Raw genomic sequence first — 25,283 nt, forward strand, 5'->3', positions numbered from 1 at the left:
GGTGTTGCGGTCGGCGCCGTCCGTGGGTTCCGGACAGGGGGTCGTCGCCCGCTCGTGGACCGGGTGACCCCACTCGTCCGTCCAGGTGGGTAATCGACGCCCGAATCGGGGATCCGGGCGTTGTACTCGACGGACGAGGACGTGTGGGATCGACGGGGGCGAGCGTGAGGCAGGGGACGACGCGACCGCGGAGGCTGGTCGCGGTGGCACTGACCGCGGCGGAGTCCGCCCGTGCGGGGGGCCCGCTCGCGGCGCTCTCCGGTGAGGCGGGGGAGACCGACCTGCTGGTCGTGCGGGACGACCCGGCCCCCACCCGGCGCCCGCTCACACCGGCCGAGGCGCGGGAGCTGCTGGCGGCCGAGGACGACACCGAGGACGTGCCGGTCGCGGCGCTGCCGGTCGAGCGGGTGCGGTTGCACCGGCTCGGGCTGCGCTGGGCGGTGCAGGACGGCGACGAGGCGGACCTCGTCGCGGCCCTCTCGGAGCTCGTCGGGTTCGACCCCGACGACGACACCTGGTGCGTGGCCCCGGCCGCCGCCGGGCCGGTGCACGACCCGGAGATCGAGGTGGTCCGCCGCGCGGTGCGCCGCGTCGCCCGGGTCTACGGCCTGCCGGTGCTGCCCTACCGGCCCGCCGGACCCGTCGCGGAGGACCTCACGGAACCGGAGGCTCTGCCCTCGGCGGTGTGACGCCGGCCGGAACGGCCGAGCGGTGGAACGGCCGAGCAGCAGAACGGCCCGCCCGGAACCCGGGCGGGCCGTGCCGGATCGATGATCCGTGGTCCGTCGTCCGTCAGACGACGGCGGCGAGGCCGGGACCCTGCTCGGCGACGATGCGTTCGGCGTCGCGACGCTCGATGATGGCGCGGCGCTCGGACTCGCCCAGCCCGCCCCACACGCCGAACGGCTCACGGCTGGCCAGCGCGAAGCGGCGGCACTCCTGCAGCACGGGACATCCCCGGCAGACCTGCTTCGCGCGCTCGGTGCGACGCGACCGGGAGGGGTTGCGCTCCCCGTCGGGATGGAAGAACACGGCGCTGTCCATGCCGCGGCACGCACCCAGCCGCTGCCACTGCCACACGTCGTCCATCGGGCCGGGAAGCCGGGAAACGTCGCTCACGTGCTCACCTCGTCGCTCGGGGCCCGGGAGGACCGGGTTGGCTCCTCACCCCGGTTCCCGAGGGGGTTCGAGATCAAACCTGCGCGACGCCGGGATCGGTGCTAGCGACGGGCCGCGCGAGGCGTCCCGGGCCGGCCGCGCGGTCGGACGGACCGGGCATCGCCCCTGTTCACGACACCGCCACGCACCCCCGCGCCGCGCACCGCGCCCCGCGAGAGGGCGGATCCCGGCACTCCGAGATGTGACTCAGGTCACTTCCTCAGGAGTCGAGTGCGGCCTGCACGTCGTCGTGGATGTCGAACAGATGGTGCAGCCCGGCGATGCCGATCGGGCGCAGGACACGCCGCTCGGTGCACGCCAGACGCAGCTCGACCCCGGCCCGGTGGGCCTGCTCCCGCAGCTCGATCAGCGCCGCCAGCCCGGAGGTGCCGAGGAAACGGACCCCGTCGAGGTCCAGCACGACCAGCGAGGCCGCGGAGATCTGCTCGGCCACCGCGTGCCGCAGCTCCGGCGCGGTCAGCATGTCCAGCTCACCGGTCACGGCGACGACGACCGTCCCGTCCGCGGGCCGGGAGGTCTCCAGCCGCAGCCCGTCGCAGGTGTCGGTGACATCGGGTGACGTCCCGCCCGAGCCGTCGGTGGTGCCGGCGGCGGGCGGACGGGGGTCGGTCATTGGGTCGACGGTAGGCACCGCGGCACGGCGTCGCCACTCGGAGCCCGCTCAGCGCAGGCGATGTGTCCCGTCGGGCATCCGCACCGTGAGGCCCCTGCGGGCCAGCAGCTCCAGCAGCGGCACGACGACGCGGCGGCTGCTCCCGAGTACCTCCCGCGCGGCGGAGACGGTGAACGCGCCGTCGAGCCCGTCGAGCGCGGCGACCGCCCGCTCCGGCGCGTCGGGGCCGAGCACGACCTCCGGGGCCACCCGCAGCAGCTCCCCGGCGCGGTCGAGCACCGCCAGCTCCCGCGGCCCGAGCCCCAGCTCCGCGAGCCGGGCCGCCCCCGGCGCGGCGAACGGGGCCCCGTCGAGGTCGGCGCGCACGCGGGCCGCGGCGTCGCGCAGGGCCGCAGGCGGGCCGGTGTCCGCGGCGGCCCGCACCCGCCCGTCGCGCAGGACGAGACCGGACCCGCCGACGGCGGACAGCACAGCCTCCACCAGCGCGACGTCCGGCAGTCCCGCGGCGCGCCGGGCCGCGGCGAGCGGCAGCCCGGGGTCGAGGGGGTCCTCGGCGTCGTGCGCGGCGACGGCGGCGGCCAGTGCGGCGGCCGACGACGCGGCGGTGGCCGGGTGCAGCAACCGGCCCGCCGCGCCGGGAACCCGGGCCGCGAGCGCGGCCACCTCGCCGGCGGGCACGCCCCAGCGCACCAGGTCGTCGGCCAGGACGGTGCCGCGCCGGGCGAGCTCGGCGTCGGCGTCGGGGACGGCACCGGCCCCCGCGAGCTCGTCGGCCCGGCGGCGGGCCGCGCCGCGCCTGCGCAGCGGCGGCGGTGCCGGGTCCAGCACCGTCACCCCGGCCACGATCCGCCCGGCACCCGGATCACGCAGCACCGCCCGGTCCCCGATCCGCAGCGGCAGCGGCCGTGCCGGGGTCAGCCGCACGACCGGGTCGCCGCCCGCCGGGCCGGGACCGAGCGGGCGGACCCGCACCGGCACGGCCGCCGAGCCGACGTGCAGGGTCAGCCCGACCGGCGACGACGGCAGCGGCACCGGCCCGCCGACCCCGTGCAGCCGGGCGTCGGCCTCCCCGGTCACCGGCCACGCCCCCGGGCCGAGCAGCGCGTCGCCGCGGTCGACCCGGTCGCGGGGGACGCCCCGCAGGTTCAGCGCGACCCGCGCGACCGCGGCGGCGGCGTCGACCGGCTCGCCGAGCTCCTGCACCCCGCGCACGGTCACCGGTGCCCGCCCGGCGCCGCCGTCGAGCTCCAGGGTGTCGCCGGGGCGCACGGTGCCGCTGCGCAGCGTGCCGGTGACGACGGTCCCGGCCCCGCGCACGGTGAACGCCCGGTCCACCCACAGCCGCACCGGCCCGTCCGGGTCGGGTGCGGGCAGCCGTGCGGTGAGCGCGGCCAGCGCGCCGCGCAGCGCGTCGAGACCGGTGCCGGTGCGGGCGGAGACGGCGACCGAGGACCAGCCGCCGAGCCCGCGGGCGGCGAGCGCGGCGCGGGCGTCGTCGAGGGCCAGCTCGGGATCGAGCAGGTCGGAGCGGGTGACCACGAGCAGTCCGTCGGTGACGCCCGCGGCCGCGAGCGCGTCGGCGTGCTCCCCGGACTGCGGCATCCAGCCCTCGTCCGCGGCGACGACGAACAGCGCCGCCGGGACCGGACCGGCCCCGGCGAGCATCGTGGCGACGAAGCGTTCGTGCCCGGGGACGTCGACGAAGGCGACCGTGCCCGCCCCCGGCACCTCGGTCCACGCGAAGCCCAGGTCGATGGTCATCCCGCGGCGGCGTTCCTCGGCGTACCGGTCGGGTTCCATCCCGGTCAGCGCCCGGACCAGCGTGGACTTGCCGTGGTCGACGTGGCCCGCGGTGCAGAGGACGTGCACGGCTCAGTCCTCCGGAGGCACGGGCACCGCGCGCACGGCCCCGGCCAGCGCCGCGTCCGCCGACGGCGGCAGCGCCCGCAGGTCGAGCAGGCAGCGCCCGTCGGCGACCCGGCCCAGCACCGGCGGGTCACCGGCACGCAGTGCGGCCGCGTACCGCTCGGGCAGCGCGACCGCGGCGCTGGGCAGCTCCACCCCGGGTGCGCCGCCCCCGCCGACCCCGGCGACGGTGTCCGTCGCGGTCGCGTCGATCCCGTCGGCGGCCAGGGCCGCGGCGAGCGTGTCGGCCCGCGCCCGCAGCGCGGCCGGGTCGACGTCGAGGAACTCCCGGACGGGCGTCGGCGGACCGGCCACCGACGCCTCCAGCGCCGCGAGGGTCAGCTTGTCGACGCGCATCGCCCGGGCCAGCGGGAAGCGCCGCACCCGCTCGACCAGGGCGGCGCCGCGGTCCCCGCCGCCGAGGAGCAGACCGGCCTGCGGTCCGCCGAGGAGCTTGTCCCCGGAGGCGGTGACGAGGTCGGCGCCGTCGGCGAGGGTGCCCGCGGCGTCGGGCTCGTCGGGCAGCAGCGGGTGCGGGGTCAGCAGCCCGGACCCGATGTCGACGACGACCGGTGGCCCCAGTCCGGCCAGCTCCCGGACCCCGACGGCCGAGACGAACCCCGTCACCACGAAGTTCGACGGGTGCACCACCAGCACGAACGCGGTGTCCGGGCCGATCGCGCCGGCGTAGTCGCGCAGGTGGGTGCGGTTGGTGGTGCCGACCGGGCGGAGCCGGGCCCCGGTGGACTCGATCAGCTCGGGGATGCGGAAGCCGTCGCCGATCTCGACGAGCTGGCCCCGGGAGACCACGACCTCGCGGCCGGTCCCGGCGAGGGCGGCGCAGACCAGCGCGAGGGCGGCGGCGCCGTTGTTCGCCACCCAGGCCGCCCCCGCACCCGGGACGGCGTCGCGCAGCGCGGCCAGCGCGTCCGTGCCGCGCGGCCCGCGGCGCCCGGTCGCCAGGTCCAGCTCGACGTCGCAGGTGCCCGCGGCCACCCCCAGCGCGTCGACGGCGGCGGCCGACAGCGGCGCCCGGCCCAGGTTGGTGTGCAGCAGGACGCCGCTCGCGTTGAGGACCGCCCGGATCCCGGTCGCGGCGGCGGGCAGCGACGCCCCGGCGACGGCGGCGACCTCCTCGGGGGCGATCCGGCCCGCCCGCGCGTCCTGCTGCGCCGCGACGACGGCGCGTTTGACCCGCGGCCGGCCGAGCCGCGCGGCGGCCCCGGCCAGTGCCGGGTCGGCCAGGACGACGTCGGTCCGGGGGACACGCCGGCGCGGGTCGGGCTCGACGTGGGTCACCGGCGCACCGTAACCCCCGTCACACCGTGCTGTCCCGTGCTCCGCGCCGTCGCGCTCCGGGGCCCGGGGTCAGGACGTCCGCTGCCCGCTGCCCTCGGTGGTGGCGGCGGTGCCGGTCGCCGGGGCCACATCGGCCGGCGGCTCCGGCTCCCGCTGCTCGGGCAGCACCACCGCCGGGAGGTCGACGGCCTCCTCGTCGTGGTCCTCGACCACGGCGGGGTCGGCGACGGGGGACCCGTCGGCCCCGGGCGTCTCCCCGGTCCGCAGGGCGTGCGCCGGGCCGCCCACCGGGCGCCGGACACGCTCGCCCTGGTCGGCGCCGCGCGCGGCCCGGGCGGGCGCGTCGAGCCTGCCGAGCTCGGACCCCAGCATCCCGTGCAGCCGGGCGATCTCCTCGCGCACCGAGGAGCGCAGCGCGGACACGTGGGCGTGCATCGACGCCGCGGTGTCCGCGACGAGCTCGCTGTCCCGCCGCGCGGCCACCCCGGCCGCACGCAGCCGGTCGACCTCCGCGCGGGCGTCGTCGACGATCCGGGCGGCCTCGTCGCGGGCGGCGTCCACCAGCTGCGCGGCCTCGGTCTCGGCGGTGCGTCGGCGCATCGCGGCCTCGTGCTCGGCCATCCGCAGCACCTTGTCCGCGCGCATGCCGAAGGTCTCCGCGGGCCGGGACCGGGCGTCCTCGAGGGCGGCGGCGAGTGCCTCGGCCCGGCGCTCGGCGGCGTCGCGGGCGTGCTCGGCCGCGGCGAGGCGGCCCACCAGGTCCTCGACGGTGTGCTCGACGCTGCGGGCGCCGTCGCCGCCGCGCGGGGCGCGCTGCGGCAGTCCGGCGGCCGTCGTCGGAGGGAGCACGGCGTCGGGAACGGGCCCGGCCGGGGGGACCGCGTCCCCGGAGCGGGTCGTCTCGTCGTCGCGTACGTCCTCGGCCGTCACCTCGGCGCCGGTATCCGTGACACCGTCGGTCACCTCGTCGTACCCCCCGTGCAGCTGTTCACGGTGCGTCAGTCTCCGTGTCCCCGGCGCAGCCCGACAGCCCCCGTTCGGCGGACGGCGGCGGTCCGGCGGTCGACGGTGTGTGACGCGGGCGATCACGGAGCGACGCTGCCAGGATGGGGGCATGTCCGACACCGGTGTCGTCCGTCGTCTCACCGAGTTCAGCCACGGCGCGGGCTGCGGCTGCAAGCTCGGACCGGCCCAGCTGGGGGAGGTCCTGGCGGCGGTCACGCCCCCGTCCCATCCGGACCTGCTGGTCGGCACCGACACCGGCGACGACGCCGCGGTCTGGCGGCTGTCCGCGGACCGTGCGCTGGTCGCGACCACCGACTTCTTCACCCCGATCGTCGACGACCCGGGGACCTGGGGCGCGATCGCCGCCACCAACGCCGTCTCCGACGTCTACGCCATGGGCGGCACCCCGCTGTTCGCGCTGAACCTGGTCTGCTGGCCGTCCGAGCAGCTCGGGCCGGACGTGCTGGCCGCCGTTCTGGAGGGCGGCGCCGGGGTGGGGCGGCGGTGCGGGTTCGCCGTCGTCGGCGGGCACACGATCGACGACCCGGAGCCGAAGTACGGCCTCGCGGTGGTGGGGGAGGTCCACCCGGACCGGGTCCTGACCAACGCCGGGCTGCGCCCGGGTGACGAGCTGGTGCTGACCAAGCCGCTCGGGATCGGCGTGACCACCACCGCGGTGAAACGCGGGGTGGCCGCGGACGTCGACGCCGCCGTCGCCGTCATGACCACCCCGAACGCCGACGCCGCGACGGCCGCCCGCGAGGCGGGCGCCACCGGCTGCACCGACGTCACCGGCTACGGCCTGCTCGGGCACCTGACGAAGATGACCGTCGCCTCGGGGGTGGACGCCCACGTCGACGTCGCCGCGGTGCCGCTGCTCGGCGGGGTGCGGGAGCTGGTGGCCGACGGCGTCGTCCCCGGCGGCACGCTGCGCAACCGCGCCTGGATCGACGACCGGGTCGTCGCGGGCTCCGCGGGCGAGGAGGACCTCCTGGTCCTGTCCGACGCCCAGACCTCCGGCGGGCTGCTGTTCGGCGCCGCCCCCGGCCGCGGCGACGCCGCCGTCGCGTGGCTGCGCGGGCGCGGGCACGACGCGGCCCGGATCGGCACCGTGACCGAGGGGACCGGGCTGGTCCGGCTCTGAGCCCGATCTAGGGTCGGGGGCGTGCAGCCCGTCGACCGTTCCTGTGCCCGTACCCGCGCCTGGGTCGACGAGGCGATGCGCCGCGTCCAGGCCGACGCGAACCGTTCCGCCGACACGCACCTGCACGTGCTGGACCTGCCCGCCGAGTGGGGCGTGCAGGTCTACCTCAAGGACGAGTCGGTGCACCCCACCGGCAGCCTCAAGCACCGGCTGGCCCGGTCGCTGTTCCTCTACGCGCTCGCGTCGGGCTGGATCACCGAGGGCACCACGGTCGTCGAGGCCAGCTCCGGGTCGACGGCGGTCTCCGAGGCGTACTTCGCCCGGCTGCTCGGGGTGCCGTTCGTGGCCGTCATGCCGCGCTCGACCAGCCCGGAGAAGATCGCGCTGATCGAGCGGGAGGGCGGACGCTGCCACTTCGTCGACCACGGCGGCGAGGTCTACGCCGAGGCCGAGCGGCTCGCCGCGGACACCGGCGGGCACTACCTCGACCAGTTCACCTACGCCGAGCGCGCGACCGACTGGCGCGGCAACAACAACATCGCCGAGTCGATCCTGGCCCAGCTGGCCGAGGAGCCGCACCCGGTGCCGGAGTGGATCGTCGTCGGGGCCGGGACCGGGGGCACCTCGGCCACGATCGGCCGCTACCTGCGCTACCGGCGGCTCGCGACCCGGCTGGCCGTCGTCGACCCGGAGGGGTCGGCGTTCCTGCCCGGCTGGACGGCGGGGGACCCGTCGTACGCGACCGGGGCGGCGTCGCGGATCGAGGGGATCGGGCGGCCCCGGATGGAGCCGAGCTTCGTCCCGTCGGTGATCGACCGGATGGTCCCGGTGCCCGACGCGGCCAGCGTCGCCGCCGCCCGGCACCTGCGCGACCGCACCGGCCGGTGGGCGGGCGGGTCGACCGGTACCAACCTGTGGGGCGTCTACCAGGTCGTCGCGGAGATGCTCCGCGCCGGACGCGCGGGCAGCGTCGTGACCCTGCTGTGCGACGGCGGCGAGCGCTACCGCCACAGCTACTACGACGACGCCTGGGTCGCCGCCCAGGGGATGGACCTGGCGCCCTACGCGGAGACCCTCGACCGGTTCGTCGCGACCGGGGTCTGGTCCCCGCCCGCGGACTGAGCCGGGCCGGGGATCATTCCCCGGCGAGCAGGGCGGCGGTCGCGAGCAGCCGCCGCTCCGACCCGGGCCGGCCCACGAGCTGCACGCAGCCGTGCTCCCCCGGCCGGTGCACCGGCGCGACCAGTGACGGCAGCCCGGCCAGGTTCCACGCGGCCATCCCGGTGGACCCGGCCCCGGACGCACCGGGCGGGGCAGGCAGCAGACCGGCCTCGGCGCCGGCGTCGTCGAGCCAGGCGACCATCCGCTGCCGCCACGACGCGGGGGTCGCGGGACGCAGCCCGCCCAGGCGTCGGACGCGGCGGCCGCGCCGGACCAGGCTGCGGGCGCTGCGCGGCAGCTCGGCGGGGTCGAGGCCGAGGTCCTCGACCCGGCGGGCGAGCCCGGCCTGACGGCGGCGGGCCGAGTGCACGACCAGCACGGCCCGGTACGGCGGGTCGGCCGCGACGAGGCCCAGCCCGGCGTCCTGCAGCAGCCGGATCGCCGCGTGCACCGCGGACGCGGAGTCCGGCCCGGCGAGCCGGGTGCGGCCGGTGCGCAGCGACGCGGCCAGCGAGGAGACGGGCGCCGCGGCCGGACCGGCGCCGGCGCCGGCGGGGGTGGTGAGCCGCAGCACCGACGACGGCGCGGGCGGCCCGCCGGTGCCGCGCGAGAGCGCGTCGAGCACCGCGGTGAGGTCCTCCGCGCGCCCGGCGAGCAGGGTGGGCTCGGCCAGCCCGCACCAGCGTCGCTCGGCGGCGTCGGGCAGCGGGAGCACCCGGCGGCCCGGCTTGAGCGCGGCGATCCCGTGGGCGGCGGCGGCGCAGCGCAGCGTGCCGTCGCCGTCGACACCGATCCCGAGCGGGACGACGCCGGAGGCGACCACGGTCGCGGTGGCCCGGCCACCCGGGGTGGCGTCGAGGCCCACCTCGTGCTCGGCGGTCCGCGCCCGCCCTGCGACGAGTGCTCCCGCGGCCCGCAGCCTGCGCACGATCTCGTCCCCGCGCCCGGCCACGGAGATGCCGTCCTCGACCACCACCGGGACCCCGGCCAGCGGCAGGGCGAACCGGTCGGTGCGCCGGTCGAGCGCCGCGGCGGCCGCGCGCAGCGGCGCGGGGTCCACCACCAGCCCGGCGCCCACGGGGACCGCGCCGTCGGGGGTGGCGAGGAGCCGCTCGGCGACGGTGGCCGCGCTCAGCCGCCCCTCGCGTACCGCGGCCGCGAGCTCCGGCACACCGGACGGGCCGTCACCCGAGGTGGGGGACAGCTCGTCCAGGTGCAGGATGCTCATCGCGGTGGGGCTCGTCGTCCCGGTCGTCGGGGGTGGTGGTCGGCGGAGGCGGACGGGAATCGAACCCGCCTGGCCGAGATGCTCGGCCACGTCGGTGTTGAAGACCGCGGGGGCCACCAGGCACCCATACGCCTCCGGGTCGTCAGGCCGTGCGGAGTGCCTCCGGCACGCCGTCGGCCACGTCGAACAGGGACATCAGGTTGGTCGCCTCGAGCGCGCGGGTGACGGCGTGCGAGCCGCAGACCAGCCGCAGCCGGCTGCCGGCGTTCTCCGCCTTCTCCTTGCCCTCGACGAGCGCCGCCAGCCCGGCCGACCCGAGGAACGTGACCCGGGTCAGGTCCACCACGAGCAGGCTCGCGGAGCCGATCCGCTCGGCGAGTCGTTCGCTCAGCACGGGCGCGGTCATCGTGTCGATCTCGCCGTGCACTCCGACGACGACGGCGCCGTCACCGTGCTCGGTCACCTCGAAGCGGACGACCTCGCCGACGTCGGGGCCCTGGTCTCCCCCCACCCCGGTGGGCGTCTCACTGCTCATGTGTCGTGCTCCCTCGCGAGTCGTCGCCGTCGGCGCCGTGCTCGTGTCCGTTCCCGGACGCGCCATCGACGTCACCGTGAGTGACAACCGGCCGCCGTTGCTTGACGTACCGCTCGTGCTGCCTCCGCACCAGCCTAGTCAGCGCGGTCACCCACCCTACGACCGCGGTCGCAGGTGGCACAAACGTCCCGGGACACGGTCGGGCGCGCTGCCCGGGGTGGTCCGGCCCGGCTGGCAGGGTGTGGACCATGAGCGTCGAGCAGTCTCCGCCGTTCGGGGTCCGGATCGCTGTCCGCAGCTACGAGATGGACGTGAACGGGCACGTCAACCATGCCGTCTACCATCAGTACGGCGAGCACGCCCGGATGGAGCACTTCCGTGCCGCCGGGCTGTCCCAGCACGCGCTCGGCGCACACGGCCTGACGATCGTGCTGCTCTCGACGACGGTGCACTTCCGGGCCGAGCTGCGCGCCGGGGACGAGCTGCGGATCGACTCGGTGATCGCGTTCACGTCGCGCAAGCCGTTCACGATGAGTCACCGGATCGTCCGGGTGGCCGCGGCCGACGGGGACCGGACGGACGATCTCGCGGCCGAGGTGGAGTGCACCCTCGGGGTCCTCGACACCACGACGCGACGGCTGGTCGCCGACCCGCACGGCAGGCTCGTCGCCGCGTCGTCGGACCCGGCCCTGCTGGGGCCGGGTCCGGACGTCACCACGTCCTGACGCGGGCCGTGGCGGCGGGGCGTCGCCACGGACCCGCGGCGGCTCAGCCGCGCCGGGCGGGGCCGGCGCCGTACGGGCCGCCGGTGCGGGCGGGGACGGGCCGGTACCCGCCGGTGTCCTGCGGCCGCCCGGGGGTGGCGGCCGGGTGGCCCCCGGTGCCCTGGGACCGGGCCGGGGCGACGGCCGGGTACCCGCCGGTGCCGTGCGGCCGGGCGGGGGTGACGGCCGGGTGGCCGCCGGTCGCCAGGATCTTGTGCGGGGCGGTCGTCCCGGCCCGCGCCGGCCCGATCAGCGGCGGCACCGCTCCGCCGGCCCGCCGCACCGCGCGGCGCGACCGGAGGTAGGCCCGCGGGCCGTTCAGCAGACCCCGGTTGCGCGTCTGGTCGGCGTCGGCGGGCATCGCCACGCCGGCGCCTGCCTCGCGGTCGGAGATGTGGCGCAGCCGGGCGACCGCCGCCGGGAGCCGGCGCAGCGCGACCGACCGGCCCTGCGGCGACAGCGCCACCTTCGCCAGGAAGCTGCCCAGCCCGACGGCGTAGCCCTCCATCTGCTTGCGCAGCGCGGCCTGGTCGGGTCGGTGGTGGTGCCACAGGTAGGCGCCCGGGGCGTAGCCGAGGACGTTGCCGGCCAGGATCATGCGGACCAGGAACTCGCAGTCCTCGCCGCCGTGGGTGGGGGTGCCCGGGCCCATGGCCTCGTCGAAGCCGCCGACGGCGCGGGCGGCCCCGGCCCGCACGGCGAGGTTGGCGCCGATGCCGAACAGGCCGGGTGCGAACGGGAAGATCGGGGAGTCCGCGGGGGGCTCGGCGAGGGTGAACCGGCGTGGGGTGAAGCCCTTGTTCCAGGCCAGGGCGACGTCGGCGGCGCGCTCCTCGGGGCTGCCCAGGCGGGCGGCCAGTACCGGGCCGGAGACGCAGGCGAGTTCGGGGTCCGCGGCGAAGGCGCCGGCGATGCGCGAGGCCCAGGCGGGGTCGACCTCGGTGTCGTCGTCGGTGAAGGCGACGATCTCGGTGCGGGCCTCGGCCAGGCCCCGGTTGCGCCCGACCGACGCGCCCCGGCGGGGCTCGCGCACGTAGCGGACCCGCGGGGACCCGGCGGCGGCGACGGCGTCGCGGGTGAGCTCGTCCGGCGGGTCGTTGTCGACGACGACGACCGACAGTGCCGGGTGGTCGGAGGCGAGGACCGCGCGCAGGCAGCGGGCCAGCGACTCGGGCCGGTTGCGGGTCGCGATCACCACCGTCACGGGGTCGCCCGCGACCGGAGCCGGGACCACCCGCTCGGGCGACCCCAGGGTGATCAGTGCGGACCGCAGCTCCGCGATCGTGGCGCGACCGCCACGCAGCGGCACGGTCACCTGACCGTGCGGCGTGCCACCGACGGTGACGAGCAGACGGGCGGCGTGGAACGCCGGGTCGACCCGCAGATCACGCAGCGGGCCGAGCCGGTCCAGCTCACCGACCCAGGTCGCGGCGTCGTTCGGCGCAGACATCCCTGACATGGGACACAGTGTCGGGTATGCCCGCTGTGGTCACACTGAGAGTGCGCGGTTGCCGGAAAACGGACACCGTGCGTGTGCGCGGTCGCGGAGTTCACCGGATGTGGTGCGACGGACGGCGTCGGCGCAGGTCGGAGCCGTACCGTCCGATCGTGCGCCGTACGGGTGACGACGGCGGCCGCGCGGGGCGGTTGCCCGCGGCCGTCCGGGGGCACGACGAGCGGCATTCGCGATGCGACGACACGCCGGAGTGGTCCGGTTCCGGGCGTGTCGTGCACCATCGTCACCCGAACGAGTGGCAGGTCCACACCGGACGGCGTCCCGACGCCCCGGACCTGCACCGATGGTGACCCCGTGCGCGGCGGGGTGCGGACCTTCCGGCGCGGGTAGGTTCGGATCATGAGCGAGTCCCGTCCCACCGCGTCGGTCCTGGTCACCGGGAGCGAGCTGCTCACCGGCCACGTCACCGACGCCAACGGTCCCTTCGTCGCCCGCTCCCTCGGCGAGCTCGGCTTCGCCGTATCGCGGGTCCTGCTGGTGGGGGACCGCCCGGAGGACCTGCGCTCGGCGCTGGAGTTCGTCGCCTCCGACGACCTCGTCGTCACCTCGGGCGGGCTCGGGCCGACCGCCGACGACCTGACCGCCGAGGTCGTCGCCGGGTTCGCGGGCGCGGAGATGGAGGTCGACACCGCGCTGCAGGGCCGGATCCACGACCGGGTCGCCGGCTGGGCGAGCCGCGCCGGCTGGGCCGGGCCCGCGCTCGACGCGGCGACGGCCAAACAGGCCAGGGTGCCGCGCGGCGCGAGCGTCCTCGAGCCGGTCGGGACCGCGCCGGGGCTGGCCGTGACGCGACCGGGTGGGCCGCTGGTCGTCGTGCTGCCGGGGCCCCCGCGCGAGCTGCAGGGCATGTGGCCCGCCGCGCTGGAGTCGGCGCCCGTGGCGGAGCTGCTGACCCGGGTGCCCCGTGCGGAGGCCACGCTCCTGCGCTTCGCCGGGCTGCCGGAGTCCGAGATCGCCGAGACGCTGCGCGTCCTGGAGGCCGAGCTCGACATGTCCGGGGTGGAGGTGACCACCTGCCTGCGACGCTCGGAGCTGGAGGTCGACCTGCACCCGCTGCCCGGCGCCGAGCCCGTGGCTCGCGAGCTGGCCGCCCGCATCGTCGACCGCCACCGCCGCGCACTCATCAGCGACGACGGCAGCACCACCGACGAGCTGCTCGCCGCGGCGCTGGCCACGAAGGGCTGGACGGTCGCGACCGGCGAGTCCTGCACCGGCGGGCTGCTGGCCGGGCGGCTCGTCGACCGGGCCGGGTCGTCGGCCTACGTCGCCGGGGGCGTGGTCGCGTACTCGAACGAGGCCAAGACCGCGCTGCTCGACGTCCCCGCCGCGCTCATCGAGGCGCACGGGGCCGTGTCGCCGGAGGTCGCGCGGGCACTGGCGGACGGTGCGCGGGCGAGGTTCGGGGCGGACGTCGGCGTCGGTGTCACCGGCGTCGCGGGACCCGGCGGCGGTACCGAGGCCAAGCCCGTCGGCTACGTCTGCTTCTGCGTGACCACCGCCGACGGCCAGGTCATCGCGCGCGACCCGCAGCTGCCCGGCGGGCGAGCCGACGTCCGCGAGCGTTCGGTCGACCTGGCGATGCACCTGCTGCTGCGCGCCACCGGCGTCACAGGGCCGGGCGCGCACCGCTGAGGGCACGACGCCCCGCCCGGGGCTCCCGGGCGGGGCGCGGTCGCGGTGCGGGGAGGCTCAGCCCTTCGCGGCGGCGAACCGCTCGGCGGCGTCGGCCCAGTTGACGACGTTCCACCAGGCCTTGACGTAGTCGGGCTTGACGTTCTTGTACTGCAGGTAGAAGGCGTGCTCCCACATGTCGAGCAGGACGATGGGGGTCTGGCCGGCGGGGAGCTGGGACTGCTGGTCGTAGAGCTGGTGGATGAGCAGGCGGTCGCCGAGCCGGTCGTGGCCGAGGACGGCCCAGCCGGAGCCCTGGATGGTGGTGGCGGCGGCGGTGAAGTGGGCCTGGAAGCCGTCGAAGGAGCCGAAGTCGGCGTCGATGGCGGCGGCGAGGTCGCCGGTGGGCTTGTCGCCGCCGTCGGGGGAGAGGTTGTTCCAGAAGGCGGAGTGGTTGACGTGGCCGCCGAGGTTGAACGCGAGGGTCTTCTCGAGTCCGACGATGGCGCCGAAGTCGTTCTTGTCGCGGGCCTCGGCGAGCTTGTCGAGGGTGGTGTTGAGGCCCTGGACGTAGGTGTTGTGGTGCTTGGAGTGGTGCAGCTCCATGATCTCGGGCGCGATGTGCGGGGCGAGCGCGGAGTAGTCGTAGGGCAGGTCCGGAAGTGTGTACTCGGCCATGGGGCCTCTCCTCGTCGGGGATGCGCGGCGGGATGCCACGCGCGGTCATTTGCCACTATGTAGCAACTGCTGCCTACCCGCGACGGGCGACGCGCACGCATGGACGCAGCGATTCGCCACATGTACTCTTCTGCAAGTCACTTGCAGAAATGCGGGCGACGCGGTGGGGATCGTTCTGGCAGCTCGAGTCCGCCGTCGACGGCGCCGTGCGTCACGTCCGACCGGACGCGGCCGCGGTGCCGTCGCGTGTCCGGCTCAGCCCAGGAGCTCGGCCAGCTTCACCACGGTCGCCCGGTTCCGCATCGTCCCGCCCTGGTCGCCGGCCCTCGTCCGGGCGGCCAGCCGGGTGGCGAGCTCGCTGCGTCCCAGCCCGTCGGGCAGGTGCAGCCAGACCACCCGCCCGCGGGCGACGGCGTCGCCCCGTCCGCCCTTCGCCCGCTCGGCCGCCAGCGCGGCCACGATCCGCTCGCGGTCGTCGTCGGACACCGGGCCGGCCCGGAACAGGGCGTGCAGCTGCTTCGGGGCGGTGACCTCCGGGTACGGGTTCGCGGCCACCGCGGCGAGGTAGTCGTCGCGGCCGAACACGACCACCGGGCGCTCGACGCCGAACTCCTCGACCAGCGCCGCGGCGACCGTGGCGGCGACCTCGTCGACGCCCGCGGGGCTGGTCAGGGCGACGTTGCCGGACTGGATGTGGGTGACGACGTCGGCGCAGCCGCGCCCGCCGAGCACCCGGCGCAGGTCGGCCATCGGGACCTTCCCGTGGCCGCCGACGTTGATCCCGCGCAGCAGCGCGACGTGGGTACGCACGCCGGAATGGTGCCGCGGCTACGCGGCGGTCGGAAGGGTGAAGGCCGAGGCCGGATCGTGCGCGGATCTCCCGGCCCTCACGACGGACGGTCGGCGGCGGCCAGCACGGTGTCGGCCGGCTCCGTCGGGGTGAGCCGGTCCGAGCGCAGGACGAGGGTCCCCGCCGGCTGCCGGCCCGCGGCGGCCGGGTCCAGTCGGCTCAGGGCCCAGTCGAGGGCCGACCCGTCCGGTCGGTGGTCGCCAGGTGGCGGCGTACGGGCGCGGAGCCGGTCCCGCAGCACCTCGGGGGCGGTGTCCAGGAAGACGTGCAGGACCTCCTCGCCCGCGGCGGCCAGGCCGTCGAGGATCTCCGTCCGGTAGCCGTCGCGCAGGAGCGACATCGGCACGATCAGTGTCCGCGCGTGGTGCCTGCGCAGCGACAGGGCCGTCGCGACGACCAGCTCCCGCCAGCTCGGCAGGTCCTGGAAGTCCTCGTTCGGCGGGAGCCACTTCGAGAGCATCAGGCCGACGTCCTCGGGGTCGTACACGACCGCGTCCGGGAGGCGGCGGTGCAGCTCGGCGGCCAGGGTCGTCTTGCCCGCTCCGAACCCGCCGTTCAGCCAGACGATCACGCGGGCACCGTAGGGCCGGGGTCCGGACTCACCGAGGTGCCGGGGCTCCTGGCCCGAGCACCGCACGGTAGTGCGCGACGAGGGCCTCGTCGGGTCCCGTCGTGGTGCCGGGGTCGCTCCCGCCGAGGTGTGCGGCGAGTGCCTCGAAGCAGCGGTCCCACCCGGCGGCGGTGTTCGCCGACCAGCGGGGGTCGAGCACGGTGTTGCCGAGACGCAGCACGCAACCGTCGCCGTCGGGTTCGAGGGTCCAGCGCAGCCTCTCGTCGGCCCAGGTGAACCCGAACGCCGTCGGTGGCTCGAGCTCGGTGATCTCGGCGTGGTCCTGCTCGCCGTCCTCGAAGGTCAGCGTGATCGTTCCCCCGACGCGCATCTCTGCCTGCACCTCGCAGGGGAACCAGCGGCTCATCTGGGCGGGTTCGGTCAGTGCGGCCCAGACCTTCTCGATCGGATGCGGATAGCGGCGCGCGAAGCGCAGGACCGGGCCGTCGGGATCGACGGTGACCTGGATGCTCACGATGGTTCCTCTCCGTGGGGGCTGTCGAGGGAGTCGAGGTGTGCGCCCAGGGCGTCGAGTCGTTCCTCCCAGAAGGCGCGATGCGGCGCGAGCCAGGTCTCGATCTCGGCCAGCGCGTCCGCCCGGAGGACGTAGCGACGGCGCTGGGACTCGACGACGACGTCGACCATGCCCATGTGACGCAGCACGCGCAGGTGCTTCGACACCGCGGTCTGGTTCAGCTCCAGCGCGGTCACGAGCTCTCCGACGACGCAGCCCTGCGGCGTCCGCAGCCGGTCCAGGATCGCTCGTCTCGTCGGGTCCGCCAGGACGTCGAAGGAGTCACGCACCCGCTGAACATGCCATGGCGGGTATATGCCGGTCAAGGCATATACCCGCCGTGGCCCGGAAACGACGACGGCGCTGACCACGGGGAAAGGTTCCCGCTGGTCAGCGCCGTCTCAGGGCCTGTGATCAGGCAGCCTGCTTGGTCTCCCAGAAGATCTTGTCGATCTGGGCGATGTAGTCGAGCAGCTCCTGGCCGGTGGCCGGGTCGTTCGAGCCCTTGGTGCCCGACGCGCCGGCGGCCTTGGTGGCCTTGTTGAACAGCTCGTGCAGCTCCGGGTACTTCTCGAAGTGCGGCGGCTTGAAGTAGTCGGTCCAGAGCACCCACAGGTGGTGCTTGACCAGGTCGGAGCGCTGCTCCTTGATCTCGATGGCGCGGGCCCGGAAGTCCACGTCCTCGTTGCCCTGGTACTTCTCCTGGATCGCCTTGACCGACTCGGCCTCGATCCGGGCCTGGGCCGGGTCGTACACGCCGCAGGGGAGGTCGCAGTGCGCGGTGGCCTCCAGTCGCGGACGGAGAATGCGGGACAGCCGCATGAGTGTCCTCCCTGGTGGGGTGATCGTTCTGGCACCGGCGACCCTACCCTCGCGGCGGTGGTCGGGCAGGACGACCACCGCCGCGAGAGATCCACTCTGGAGGGAGTCCGCGATGCGCCTGCGGAGGGTGACGGTGCGGGGGCCGTCGATGTCCCCGGCCCTGTCCGACGGCGACGTCGTGCTGGTCCGGTTCGGCGCGCCCGTCCGGTCCGGCGACGTCGTCCTCGTGACCTGGGCGTCCCGCCCCGGACAGCTGTCGGTGAAGCGGGCCGTGCACCCCGACGGCGACGGCTGGCACGTCCGCGGCGACAACCCGTTCGGTTCCACGGACTCGGCCACCCTGGGCCCTGCCTCCGTCCACGCCGTCGCCCGCCACCGCCTCTGGCCCCGCCCCGGCCGGGTGCCCGGACCCCGCCACTGAGCCCCGCACGGGACCCGGCGTCCCACACGGTCCCGAACCGGTGCCGGAGCCGTGGGCTGACGTAGCGTCGGGGTCGTGGGTGCCGGTGAGGGTGTGCAGGTCGGGGACGGGCTGGCCGTCGGGCCGGATCTCGTCGGCGCCGCGGAGGTCGCGACGGGGCAGGCGCTGGCCGCGCTCGGCGTCGTCCCCGACCTCGTGGTGTTCTTCGTCTGCCCCGGTGCGGGGGCGGCCGCGCCGGTCGAGGAGGTCGAGGCCGCGGGGCTGCGGGTGATGGAGCTCGCCGCGCCCGGCGCGACGATCGGGACCACCGCGCACGGCGTGATGGCCGACGGACGCGGTGTCGAGGGCGAGCCCGCCGTCGCCGTCTGGGCGGCGTCGCTGCCCGGCACCCGGGTCCGGACGATCTTCCCGGTCGCCGAGCGCCGCCCCGGCGCCGGACCGGACGGCCGCGACGCGATCGGCGTGCGCGGCCTGGTCCCGCCCGCCGAGGACGACCGCGTCGCCGTCCTGCTCGCCGACCCGTTCACGTTCCCGGTCAGCGGGGTGCTGGACCGGCTCGCGTCGACGAACCCGGGCTTCCCGGTGATCGGCGGCCTGGCGAGCGGCCCCGGCGGTCCCGGGGCCGGCCGGCTGTTCGCCGGCGGCACCGTGCACCACGGCGGCGCGGTCGGGGTGCTGCTCGGCGGCACGTCCGACGCGCGGGTCGTCGTCAGTCAGGGATGCCGCCCGATCGGGCCGCCGATGGTCGTCACCCGCGCCGAGCGGAACCGGATCGCCGAGCTCGCCGGGCGGCCCGCGGCCCAGCGGCTGCGCGAGATCGTCACCGCGCTGCCGCCCGAGGAGCAGCAGCAGGCGCTGACCGGGCTGCACCTGGGCGTCGCGGTCGACGAGTACGCCGAGTCCCACGACCGTGGGGACTTCCTGGTCCGCGCGGTGCTGGCCGTCGACGTCGGCGACGGTGCCGTCGTCGCGGGCGACGTCGTCGAGATCGGCACCACCGTGCGCTTCCAGGTCCGCGACGCCGCGGGCGCCGCCCAGGACCTGCACGAGCTGCTCGCCCCGGTGCGCCACACCGCGCCGGTCGCGGGCGCGCTGCTGTTCTCCTGCAACGGCCGCGGCGCCGGCATGTTCGGCGACGCCGACCACGACGTGCACGCCGTGCGCGTCGGCCTCGACCCGCACGCGGGCGGATCCGGCGACGCGGCCGGCCCCCGGGTGGCCGGCTTCTTCGCCGCCGGGGAGATCGGACCGGTCGGGCCGGGCAACCACCTGCACGCGTTCACCGCGTCCGTGCTGGTGGTCTGAGACCTCAGCGCAGGGTGCGGAAGAACCCCCGCACCTCGTCGACGAAGGACTCGGGCTGCTCCAGCGACGGGAAGTGCCCGCCGACGTCGGGACGCGAGAACCAGCGCAGGTCGGTGTAGCGGCGCTCCAGCCAGGACCGGGGGAGCTTGACCATCTCGTGCGGGAACTGGGCGACGCCGGTCGGGACCTCGACGTCGTCGAGGCGGCGGCGGGCGAAGCTCTCCCAGTAGATCCGCGCCGACGACGCGCCGGCCGAGCCCAGCCAGTACTGCATGACGTTGTCCAGCAGCCGGTCCCGGCTGATCACGTTCTCCGGGTGGCCCGCGCAGTCGGTCCAGTCCCAGAACTTCTCCACGATCCACGTGCACTGCGCGGCGGGGGAGTCGGCGAGCCCGTAGCCGACGGTCTGCGGACGGGTGGACTGCTCGGCGGAGTAGCCGGAGCCGTAGCGGGAGAACTCCTTGGAGAAGCGGATGTCGGCCTTCTCCTGCGCGGTGAGCCCGGCGGCGTCGTCGGGCTTGGGCGCCAGCGCCATCGTCAGGTGGATGCCGTACAGCATCTCCGGGGCCGCGGTCCCCAGCGCCGAGGTGATCATCGAGCCCCAGTCGCCGCCCTGCGCGGCGAAGCGCTCGTAGCCGAGCCGGTCCATCAGCTGCGCCCAGGCGACGGCGATCCGCTCGACCCCCCACCCGGTCGTCGTGGGCTTGCCGGAGAACCCGAACCCGGGCAGCGTCGGCACGACGACGTGGAAGGCGTCGGCGGGGTCCTCGGGATCGGTCAGCGCGGGCAGCACGCCGAGGAACTCGACCAGCGAGCCCGGCCAGCCGTGGGTGAGCAGCAGCGGCATCGCGTCCGGGTGCTTCGAGCGGGCGTGCAGCACGTGGATCTCGACCGAGTCGTCGCCGCCGCCGTCGAGGCCGGTGCGGAACTGCGGCCACGCGTTGATCTCGGCCTCGACGCGGCGCCAGTCGTAGCGGGTGCGCCAGTACTCGCACAGCTCGCGGGCGTAGTCCAGCGGGACGCCCTGGGACCAGCCGTCGACGGTCGCCGGGTTCGGCCAGCGGGTGCGGGCGAGCCGCTCACGCAGGTCGTCCAGCTCGGCGTCGGGGATCTCGATCCGGAAGTCACGCACGTCGTCACGGTGGCACGGAACGCCACGGCGGGCGTACCGGTCACGGCATCGGAACGATCACGATGCGGCGAGCGCCCGGCTGATCCCACGGGCCGCCGCGCGCACCGCGGGCACCAGGGTGTGCGGGTTCGTCGCGGCCGGCACGACGATCGACAGCCCGGCGACCACCGGACCGTCCCCGCTGCGCACCGGGGCGGCCACCGACATCGACACCTCCTCGATCTGCCGGTCGGACACCACGAACCCACCGGTGCGGGCCTGGGCGAGCAGCGCCCGGACACCGTCGGCGCGGCACACCGTGAACGGGGTGAACCGGCGGATCGGGCGGGCCAGCACGGCCTCGACCGCGGCCGGGTCGGCGTGGGCGAGCAGCACCAGCCCGACCCCGGTCGCCGTCGACGGCAGCCGCGACCCGGTCCGGGTGACGATCGAGACGGCGTCGCGGCTGGACAGGCGCTCGACGTAGACGACCTCGCCGGCGTCGTCGGGGTCGAGGACGGCGAGCTGCACGTTGTGCCGGGTGACCTCGTGCAGGTCCTCCAGGAACGGCATCGCGGCCTCCCGCAGCCCGTGGCTGGCCGGGGCCAGGTGCGCGATCTCCCAGAGCCGCAGCCCGATCCGGTAGCGGCCGTCGTCGCCGCGGTCCAGCGCCCCGCCCGCGGCGAGCTCACCGGCGATCCTGTGCACCGTCGTCAGCGGGAGCCCGGTGCGCCGGGCGATGTCGGTCAGCCCGAGCACCGGGTCCTTCGCGCTGAACGCGCCCAGCACGTCCAGCACCCGCGCGGTGACCCCCGAGCGGACCGGACGCGTCGTCATGACCGGGCATTCTTCCGTAGAGCGGAAGCTCGGTCGAACGGCCGTGCCGGGAACGGGAAGGTGACTCCCATGACGCAGCGACGCGAGTCCCGGACCCAGGTCGGCATCGTCGGGGCGGGCCCCGCCGGGCTCGTGCTGGCGAAACTGCTGGCGCTGGCCGGTGTCGACTCGGTCGTGCTGGAGGCCCGCGACCGCGCCTACGTCGAGGCCCGGGTCCGCGCCGGGGTGCTGGAGGCGCCCACGGTCGAGCTGCTGCGCGGGATGGGCGTCGCCGGACGGCTGGACCGCGAGGGCATGCCGCACACCGGCATCTCGCTGCGCTTCGCCGAGGCCCCCGGCGCCCCGGCCGCCGACCACCGGATCGACTTCGCCGACCTCGTCGGCACCGGGATCACCGTCTACGGCCAGCAGGAGGTCGTGAAGGACCTGCTCGCCGACCGCGTCGACGACGCGGGCCTGCCGGTCGAGTTCGGCGTCTCCGGCGTCGCCCTGCACGACGTCGACACCGACGCCCCGTCGGTCACCTACGCCGACGCCGACGGCGCCGAGCACGTCCTGCGCTGCGACGTGATCGCCGGCTGCGACGGCTTCCACGGCGTCTCCCGCCCGCTGGTGGCACCGGACATCGCCGAGCGGGTCTACCCGTTCTCCTGGCTCGGGGTGCTCGCGAAGGCCGCGCCCACCACCGACGAGCTCGTCTACGCCCACCACGACGACGGCTTCGCGCTCTACTCGATGCGCAGCCCCGAGGTGACCCGGCTCTACGTCCAGGTCCCGAACGACACCAGGTCGGCCGACTGGTCCGACGCCCGCATCTGGGACGCCCTGCACACCCGCCTGGCCTGCGAGGGCTTCACGATGAACGAGGGCGAGTTCCTCGAGAAGCCCTCGGTCACCCCGATGCGCAGCATGGTCGCCTCCCCGATGCGCCGCGGACGGCTGTTCCTCGCCGGCGACGCCGCGCACATCGTCCCGCCCACCGGGGCGAAGGGCATGAACCTCGCCATCGCCGACGTCCGGGTGCTCGCCGACGCGGTCGTGCGCGCGCTGCGCGACGGCGACACAGGCGGCCTCGACTCCTACTCCGACACCTGCCTGCGCCGGGTCTGGCGGGCCGAGCACTTCTCCTGGTTCATGACCTCGATGCTCCACCGCTTCGACCCCGCCACCGAGGGCGGCGACGCGTTCGGCGTCGGCCTGCAGCGCTCCCAGCTGCGCTACAGCGTGACCTCCCGCGCCGCCGCGACGAGCCTCGCCGAGAACTACGTCGGCCTCCCGCACGGTGCCGTCTAGATCCCACCCACCACGAGGAAGGACCGCCGATGCAGGGCTACACCCCCGTCCCGGCCGGGACCCACGCACCGCTGCTCTCACCGGACTACCGCAGCACCGCGCTGCGGGCGCCGTCCGAGCAGCCGGTGATCCTGCCCCAGCGCCTCACCGAGATCACCGGCCCGCTGCTCACCGGCCCGGTCCGCCCCGGCGACGACGACCTCACCGTCGGCGCCGGCGGTGAGGCGCTCGGCCAGCGGATCGTCGTCGCCGGGCGGGTGCTCGACTCCGACGGCCGCCCCGTGCCGGACACCCTCGTCGAGGTCTGGCAGGCCAACGCCGCGGGCCGCTACGCCCACCGCTGGGACAACTGGCCGGCGCCGCTCGACCCGAACTTCACCGGCGGCGGCCGGGTCCTCACCGACGCGCAGGGCAACTACTCGTTCACCACGATCAAGCCCGGCGCCTACCCGTGGGGCAACCACCACAACGCCTGGCGGCCCGCCCACATCCACTTCTCGCTGTTCGGGCGTGCCTTCACCCAGCGGCTGGTCACCCAGATGTACTTCCCGGACGACCCGCTGTTCGGCCAGGACCCGATCTACAACGCGACGCCGGAGGAGGCCCGCGGGCGGCTGGTGTCCACCTTCGACCTCGACGCGACCCGCCCCGAGTGGGCACTGGCCTTCCGCTTCGACATCGTGCTGCGCGGCCGCGGCGCCACCCCGTTCGAGGAGCCCCACGCATGAGCCTGCCGCTGACCCCCACCCAGACCGTCGGCCCGTACCTGTCGCTGGGGCTGCCCTGGCCGGACGGCCCGGACGTCGTGCCCGACGGCACGCCGGGCGCCGTCCTCGTCGGCGGGACCGTGGTCGACGGCACCGGCGCGCTCGTGCCCGACGCGCTGGTCGAGACCTGGCAGGCGGATCCGGACGGGCGCTTCGACCACCCCGACGACCCGCGCGGCGCGGCGAAGTCCACGGTGGAGGGCTTCCGCGGCTTCGGTCGCTGCCCCACCGACGACGACGGCCGCTGGCAGGTCCGCACCGTCCTGCCCGGGGCCCTGCCGGACGAGGCCCCGCACATCGACGTCTCGGTGTTCGCCCGCGGCCTGCTCGACCGCGTCGTCACCCGCATCTACTTCCCCGAGCACGCCGACGCCCACGCCACCGACCCGCTGCTCGCGGCGGTCCCGGAGGCGCGCCGGCACACGCTCGTCGCCGTGGCGGAGGGCCCGGGCCGGTACCGGTTCGACATCCGCCTGCGCGGCGAGGGGGAGACGGTGTTCCTCGCTCTGTGACGGTGCCCGGCCGCGCGCGCACCCGCCCGGGGCATCACACCGTGGAGGTGTGACGCGTCCGGTTGATTCCCGGTGATCCGTCGGGGGTACTCCTGCGAAGATCTACCCAGCAGGGGCGGGAGGACCGGTGGACGCAGCACAGTCGGCGGCACACGTGCCGTTCGGGGACCCGGCGACCTCCGCGGCCCGGGTCCCCGGGCGCGTCACCGGTACCGTCGTCGCGTTGTCGCGGCGGTACCCGCTGGCCGTGCAGCTCGCCCGCTACGCCGCCGTCGGCGGTGGGGCGACGGCGCTGAACGCCGCCCTGTTCCTGCTGTTCCGCCCGGTGCTCCCGGCCGTCCCGGCGAACCTGGTCGCGCTGGTCCTCACCACCGCGATCAGCACCGAGGCCAGCCGCCGTTTCGCCTTCGACGGCGCCCCCGCGCACCGGCTGCGCGAGTGGGTGCAGGACGCGGGCACCGTCGCGTTCTACACGACCTACACCTCCGCGGTGCTGCTCGCGCTGCACCAGCTGGCCGGGGCCACCACGCCGGGGGAGGAGGCCGCGGTCGTCGCGGTCGCCAGCCTCGCCGGCGGGCTGCTGCGGTTCGCGGTGCTGCGGTTCTGGGTGTTCGATGTGGCGCGGCCGGCCGCCGGTGCGCGACCCGACCAGGGAGGACGGCACCCGTGCCCGGAACAGTCGACTTCGACGCCTTCGACCTGACCGTCGGCCCGCCCGAGGAGCGGGTCGTCGTCCACGGGGTGCGCGGCGGCGAGGGCCCGCCCGTCCTGCTGCTGCACGGCTTCCCGCAGACCCACGCCATGTGGGGGCCGCTCGCGGCGGACCTGGCGCGCGACCACACCGTCGTCGCCACCGACCTGCGCGGCTACGGCGAGTCCGGCCGCCCCTCCGACGGCGAGAACCACGCCGGCTACTCGTTCCGGGCGATGGCCGCCGACCAGGTCGACGTCATGGCGCGGCTCGGGTTCGACAGCTTCGCCGTGGTCGGTCACGACCGCGGCGCCCGTGTCACCCACCGGATGCTGCTCGACCACCCCGAGCGCGTCGCGCGGGCCGCGCTGCTCGACATCCTCCCCACCGCCTACGTCTACGCGCACACCGACCGGGCGCTGGCGACGGCGTACTACCACTGGTTCCTGTTCATCCAGCCTGCCGACCTGCCCGAGCGACTCATCGCCGGGGACCCGATCGGCTACCTGCACTCGCTGCTCGGCGGCTGGGGCTCCGGACTGGACGCGCACCCGCCCGAGGCACTGGCCAGCTACGAGCGCGCGTTCGCCGACCCGGCGGCCCGGCACGCGATGCTGGAGGACTACCGCGCCGGCGCCTCGATCGACCTGGAGCACGACGCCGCCTCCGACGCGGCGGGCGAGCGGATCGCCGCGCCCACCCTGGTGCTGTGGGGCGAGCGCGGCGTCGTCGGCGCCAACGGCGAGAGCCCGCTGGAGGTCTGGCGCCGCGCGGCCGCCGATCCCGGGCTGGTCACCGGGGAGGCGGTCACCGGGGCCGGGCACTTCCTCGTCGACGAGCAGCCCGCCGCCACCACCGCGGCGGTGCGCGCCTTCCTCTGCGGCTGACCGGGCGATCCGGAAGACTCGTGCG

At 75.9% G+C, this 25,283-nt stretch carries 28 protein-coding genes and 1 tRNA gene; 12 read left to right on the forward strand and 17 right to left on the reverse strand.

Annotated elements, in window-relative coordinates; genetic code table 11:
- Positions 1-203: 203 nt before the first annotated feature.
- The gene (locus MTO91_RS06140) at positions 204-689 is read left to right on the forward strand and encodes a hypothetical protein (protein ID WP_476654004.1); all 486 of its coding nucleotides are present in this window, start codon (positions 204-206) and stop codon (positions 687-689) included.
- A 103-nt stretch (positions 690-792) separates the two neighbouring features.
- Here MTO91_RS06140 and MTO91_RS06145 read toward each other — a convergent pair whose 3' ends face one another.
- The 5 genes from MTO91_RS06145 to MTO91_RS06165 all read right to left on the reverse strand — a co-directional run bounded on the left by MTO91_RS06145 (position 793) and on the right by MTO91_RS06165 (position 5,926).
- Positions 793-1,119, reverse strand: a complete 327-nt coding sequence (locus MTO91_RS06145; RefSeq protein WP_060710891.1) for a WhiB family transcriptional regulator — start codon at positions 1,117-1,119, stop codon at positions 793-795.
- Positions 1,120-1,378: 259 nt separating this feature from the next.
- A complete protein-coding gene (locus MTO91_RS06150) occupies positions 1,379-1,792 on the reverse strand; it encodes an STAS domain-containing protein (protein ID WP_062400770.1) in 414 nt (137 codons plus the stop codon).
- 48 nt (positions 1,793-1,840) lie between these two features.
- On the reverse strand, positions 1,841-3,661 hold the full coding sequence (locus MTO91_RS06155; protein ID WP_476654005.1) for a SelB domain-containing protein: 1,821 nt from the start codon (positions 3,659-3,661) through the stop codon (positions 1,841-1,843).
- 3 nt (positions 3,662-3,664) lie between these two features.
- Positions 3,665-4,996 carry an L-seryl-tRNA(Sec) selenium transferase gene (gene selA / locus MTO91_RS06160; protein WP_476654006.1) on the reverse strand — a complete coding sequence of 444 codons (1,332 nt, stop codon included), beginning with the start codon at positions 4,994-4,996 and terminating at the stop codon, positions 3,665-3,667.
- A 69-nt stretch (positions 4,997-5,065) separates the two neighbouring features.
- A complete protein-coding gene (locus tag MTO91_RS06165) occupies positions 5,066-5,926 on the reverse strand; it encodes a hypothetical protein (protein WP_476654007.1) in 861 nt (286 codons plus the stop codon).
- A 184-nt stretch (positions 5,927-6,110) separates the two neighbouring features.
- On the opposite strand from MTO91_RS06165, the gene selD reads away from it, so the two are divergent.
- Together selD and cds1 are read left to right on the forward strand one after the other, a co-directional pair.
- Positions 6,111-7,145 carry a selenide, water dikinase SelD gene (gene selD, locus MTO91_RS06170; RefSeq protein ID WP_476654008.1) on the forward strand — a complete coding sequence of 345 codons (1,035 nt, stop codon included), beginning with the start codon at positions 6,111-6,113 and terminating at the stop codon, positions 7,143-7,145.
- A gap of 21 nt (positions 7,146-7,166) precedes the next feature.
- The gene (gene cds1, locus MTO91_RS06175; protein ID WP_476654009.1) at positions 7,167-8,267 is read left to right on the forward strand and encodes an L-cysteine desulfhydrase Cds1; all 1,101 of its coding nucleotides are present in this window, start codon (positions 7,167-7,169) and stop codon (positions 8,265-8,267) included.
- Between the two features lie 13 nt (positions 8,268-8,280).
- Here the strand turns inward: cds1 and MTO91_RS06180 are convergent, their stop codons facing one another.
- From MTO91_RS06180 to MTO91_RS06190, 3 genes are all read right to left on the reverse strand, one after another.
- The gene (locus tag MTO91_RS06180) at positions 8,281-9,534 is read right to left on the reverse strand and encodes an amidase (RefSeq protein WP_476654010.1); all 1,254 of its coding nucleotides are present in this window, start codon (positions 9,532-9,534) and stop codon (positions 8,281-8,283) included.
- Positions 9,535-9,577: 43 nt separating this feature from the next.
- A tRNA-Sec gene (locus tag MTO91_RS06185) sits at positions 9,578-9,670 on the reverse strand.
- Between the two features lie 6 nt (positions 9,671-9,676).
- Positions 9,677-10,069 carry an STAS domain-containing protein gene (locus MTO91_RS06190; protein ID WP_043280132.1) on the reverse strand — a complete coding sequence of 131 codons (393 nt, stop codon included), beginning with the start codon at positions 10,067-10,069 and terminating at the stop codon, positions 9,677-9,679.
- A gap of 248 nt (positions 10,070-10,317) precedes the next feature.
- Between MTO91_RS06190 and MTO91_RS06195 the strand changes: the two genes are divergently transcribed.
- Complete coding sequence (locus tag MTO91_RS06195) at positions 10,318-10,794, forward strand: acyl-CoA thioesterase (protein WP_476654011.1); 477 nt, start codon at positions 10,318-10,320, stop codon at positions 10,792-10,794.
- Between the two features lie 43 nt (positions 10,795-10,837).
- Here MTO91_RS06195 and MTO91_RS06200 read toward each other — a convergent pair whose 3' ends face one another.
- A complete protein-coding gene (locus tag MTO91_RS06200; RefSeq protein WP_476654012.1) occupies positions 10,838-12,283 on the reverse strand; it encodes a glycosyltransferase family 2 protein in 1,446 nt (481 codons plus the stop codon).
- Between the two features lie 405 nt (positions 12,284-12,688).
- Between MTO91_RS06200 and MTO91_RS06205 the strand changes: the two genes are divergently transcribed.
- Positions 12,689-13,981 (forward strand): competence/damage-inducible protein A, encoded by a 1,293-nt coding sequence (locus MTO91_RS06205; RefSeq protein WP_073575509.1) that lies wholly within the window; start codon positions 12,689-12,691, stop codon positions 13,979-13,981.
- Positions 13,982-14,038: 57 nt separating this feature from the next.
- Here MTO91_RS06205 and MTO91_RS06210 read toward each other — a convergent pair whose 3' ends face one another.
- The 6 genes from MTO91_RS06210 to sodN all read right to left on the reverse strand — a co-directional run bounded on the left by MTO91_RS06210 (position 14,039) and on the right by sodN (position 17,434).
- Positions 14,039-14,638, reverse strand: coding sequence for a superoxide dismutase (locus tag MTO91_RS06210; protein WP_405418909.1), 600 nt, complete (start codon positions 14,636-14,638; stop codon positions 14,039-14,041).
- Between the two features lie 255 nt (positions 14,639-14,893).
- Positions 14,894-15,448, reverse strand: a complete 555-nt coding sequence (locus MTO91_RS06215) for a DUF1697 domain-containing protein (protein WP_476654013.1) — start codon at positions 15,446-15,448, stop codon at positions 14,894-14,896.
- Positions 15,449-15,525: 77 nt separating this feature from the next.
- Entirely contained in the window at positions 15,526-16,059 is a 534-nt protein-coding gene (locus MTO91_RS06220) for a P-loop nucleotide/nucleoside kinase family protein (protein WP_476654014.1), read from the reverse strand.
- Positions 16,060-16,087: 28 nt separating this feature from the next.
- Entirely contained in the window at positions 16,088-16,573 is a 486-nt protein-coding gene (locus MTO91_RS06225; protein WP_476654015.1) for an SRPBCC family protein, read from the reverse strand.
- A complete protein-coding gene (locus MTO91_RS06230; RefSeq protein WP_208821471.1) occupies positions 16,570-16,902 on the reverse strand; it encodes an ArsR/SmtB family transcription factor in 333 nt (110 codons plus the stop codon). The genes MTO91_RS06225 and MTO91_RS06230 overlap by 4 nt, the downstream gene beginning before the upstream one ends.
- A gap of 124 nt (positions 16,903-17,026) precedes the next feature.
- Complete coding sequence (sodN, locus tag MTO91_RS06235; RefSeq protein ID WP_062400785.1) at positions 17,027-17,434, reverse strand: superoxide dismutase, Ni; 408 nt, start codon at positions 17,432-17,434, stop codon at positions 17,027-17,029.
- A 112-nt stretch (positions 17,435-17,546) separates the two neighbouring features.
- Between sodN and MTO91_RS06240 the strand changes: the two genes are divergently transcribed.
- Positions 17,547-17,855: a S24/S26 family peptidase gene (locus tag MTO91_RS06240; RefSeq protein WP_062404275.1), complete on the forward strand. Its 309-nt coding sequence runs from the start codon at positions 17,547-17,549 to the stop codon at positions 17,853-17,855.
- A gap of 75 nt (positions 17,856-17,930) precedes the next feature.
- Positions 17,931-19,160 carry an FIST signal transduction protein gene (locus MTO91_RS06245; RefSeq protein WP_405418903.1) on the forward strand — a complete coding sequence of 410 codons (1,230 nt, stop codon included), beginning with the start codon at positions 17,931-17,933 and terminating at the stop codon, positions 19,158-19,160.
- A 4-nt stretch (positions 19,161-19,164) separates the two neighbouring features.
- Here the strand turns inward: MTO91_RS06245 and MTO91_RS06250 are convergent, their stop codons facing one another.
- Positions 19,165-20,292, reverse strand: a complete 1,128-nt coding sequence (locus MTO91_RS06250) for an epoxide hydrolase family protein (protein WP_476654016.1) — start codon at positions 20,290-20,292, stop codon at positions 19,165-19,167.
- Positions 20,293-20,349: 57 nt separating this feature from the next.
- On the reverse strand, positions 20,350-21,108 hold the full coding sequence (locus MTO91_RS06255) for an IclR family transcriptional regulator (protein ID WP_208821458.1): 759 nt from the start codon (positions 21,106-21,108) through the stop codon (positions 20,350-20,352).
- 69 nt (positions 21,109-21,177) lie between these two features.
- Between MTO91_RS06255 and MTO91_RS06260 the strand changes: the two genes are divergently transcribed.
- The 5 genes from MTO91_RS06260 to MTO91_RS06280 all read left to right on the forward strand — a co-directional run bounded on the left by MTO91_RS06260 (position 21,178) and on the right by MTO91_RS06280 (position 25,258).
- Positions 21,178-22,401, forward strand: coding sequence for a 4-hydroxybenzoate 3-monooxygenase (locus MTO91_RS06260; protein WP_476654017.1), 1,224 nt, complete (start codon positions 21,178-21,180; stop codon positions 22,399-22,401).
- Positions 22,402-22,430: 29 nt separating this feature from the next.
- Positions 22,431-23,129 (forward strand): protocatechuate 3,4-dioxygenase subunit beta, encoded by a 699-nt coding sequence (pcaH, locus tag MTO91_RS06265; protein ID WP_405418900.1) that lies wholly within the window; start codon positions 22,431-22,433, stop codon positions 23,127-23,129.
- On the forward strand, positions 23,126-23,680 hold the full coding sequence (gene pcaG / locus MTO91_RS06270; protein WP_346102234.1) for a protocatechuate 3,4-dioxygenase subunit alpha: 555 nt from the start codon (positions 23,126-23,128) through the stop codon (positions 23,678-23,680). Before pcaH ends, pcaG begins: the two co-directional genes overlap by 4 nt.
- A gap of 127 nt (positions 23,681-23,807) precedes the next feature.
- Positions 23,808-24,383, forward strand: a complete 576-nt coding sequence (locus MTO91_RS06275; protein WP_476654018.1) for a GtrA family protein — start codon at positions 23,808-23,810, stop codon at positions 24,381-24,383.
- Positions 24,347-25,258 carry an alpha/beta fold hydrolase gene (locus MTO91_RS06280; RefSeq protein WP_345646110.1) on the forward strand — a complete coding sequence of 304 codons (912 nt, stop codon included), beginning with the start codon at positions 24,347-24,349 and terminating at the stop codon, positions 25,256-25,258. The genes MTO91_RS06275 and MTO91_RS06280 overlap by 37 nt, the downstream gene beginning before the upstream one ends.
- Positions 25,259-25,283: the final 25 nt, after the last annotated feature.

This window comes from Pseudonocardia sp. 2-7, from assembly GCF_056341085.1.

What these genes read in the sequence shown, in the direction of transcription:
- MTO91_RS06260 (WP_476654017.1), top strand. Translation starts at nt 21,178, where the DNA reads ATGACGCAGCGACGCGAGTCCCGGACCCAGGTCGGCATCGTCGGGGCG.
- MTO91_RS06150 (WP_062400770.1), bottom strand. Translation starts at nt 1,792, where the DNA reads ATGACCGACCCCCGTCCGCCCGCCGCCGGCACCACCGACGGCTCGGGC.
- MTO91_RS06205 (WP_073575509.1), top strand. Translation starts at nt 12,689, where the DNA reads ATGAGCGAGTCCCGTCCCACCGCGTCGGTCCTGGTCACCGGGAGCGAG.
- selD (WP_476654008.1), top strand. Translation starts at nt 6,111, where the DNA reads ATGTCCGACACCGGTGTCGTCCGTCGTCTCACCGAGTTCAGCCACGGC.
- pcaH (WP_405418900.1), top strand. Translation starts at nt 22,431, where the DNA reads ATGCAGGGCTACACCCCCGTCCCGGCCGGGACCCACGCACCGCTGCTC.
- MTO91_RS06240 (WP_062404275.1), top strand. Translation starts at nt 17,547, where the DNA reads ATGCGCCTGCGGAGGGTGACGGTGCGGGGGCCGTCGATGTCCCCGGCC.
- MTO91_RS06210 (WP_405418909.1), bottom strand. Translation starts at nt 14,638, where the DNA reads ATGGCCGAGTACACACTTCCGGACCTGCCCTACGACTACTCCGCGCTC.
- MTO91_RS06190 (WP_043280132.1), bottom strand. Translation starts at nt 10,069, where the DNA reads ATGAGCAGTGAGACGCCCACCGGGGTGGGGGGAGACCAGGGCCCCGAC.
- MTO91_RS06180 (WP_476654010.1), bottom strand. Translation starts at nt 9,534, where the DNA reads ATGAGCATCCTGCACCTGGACGAGCTGTCCCCCACCTCGGGTGACGGC.
- MTO91_RS06195 (WP_476654011.1), top strand. Translation starts at nt 10,318, where the DNA reads ATGAGCGTCGAGCAGTCTCCGCCGTTCGGGGTCCGGATCGCTGTCCGC.
- sodN (WP_062400785.1), bottom strand. Translation starts at nt 17,434, where the DNA reads ATGCGGCTGTCCCGCATTCTCCGTCCGCGACTGGAGGCCACCGCGCAC.
- pcaG (WP_346102234.1), top strand. Translation starts at nt 23,126, where the DNA reads ATGAGCCTGCCGCTGACCCCCACCCAGACCGTCGGCCCGTACCTGTCG.
- MTO91_RS06200 (WP_476654012.1), bottom strand. Translation starts at nt 12,283, where the DNA reads ATGTCTGCGCCGAACGACGCCGCGACCTGGGTCGGTGAGCTGGACCGG.
- MTO91_RS06255 (WP_208821458.1), bottom strand. Translation starts at nt 21,108, where the DNA reads ATGACGACGCGTCCGGTCCGCTCGGGGGTCACCGCGCGGGTGCTGGAC.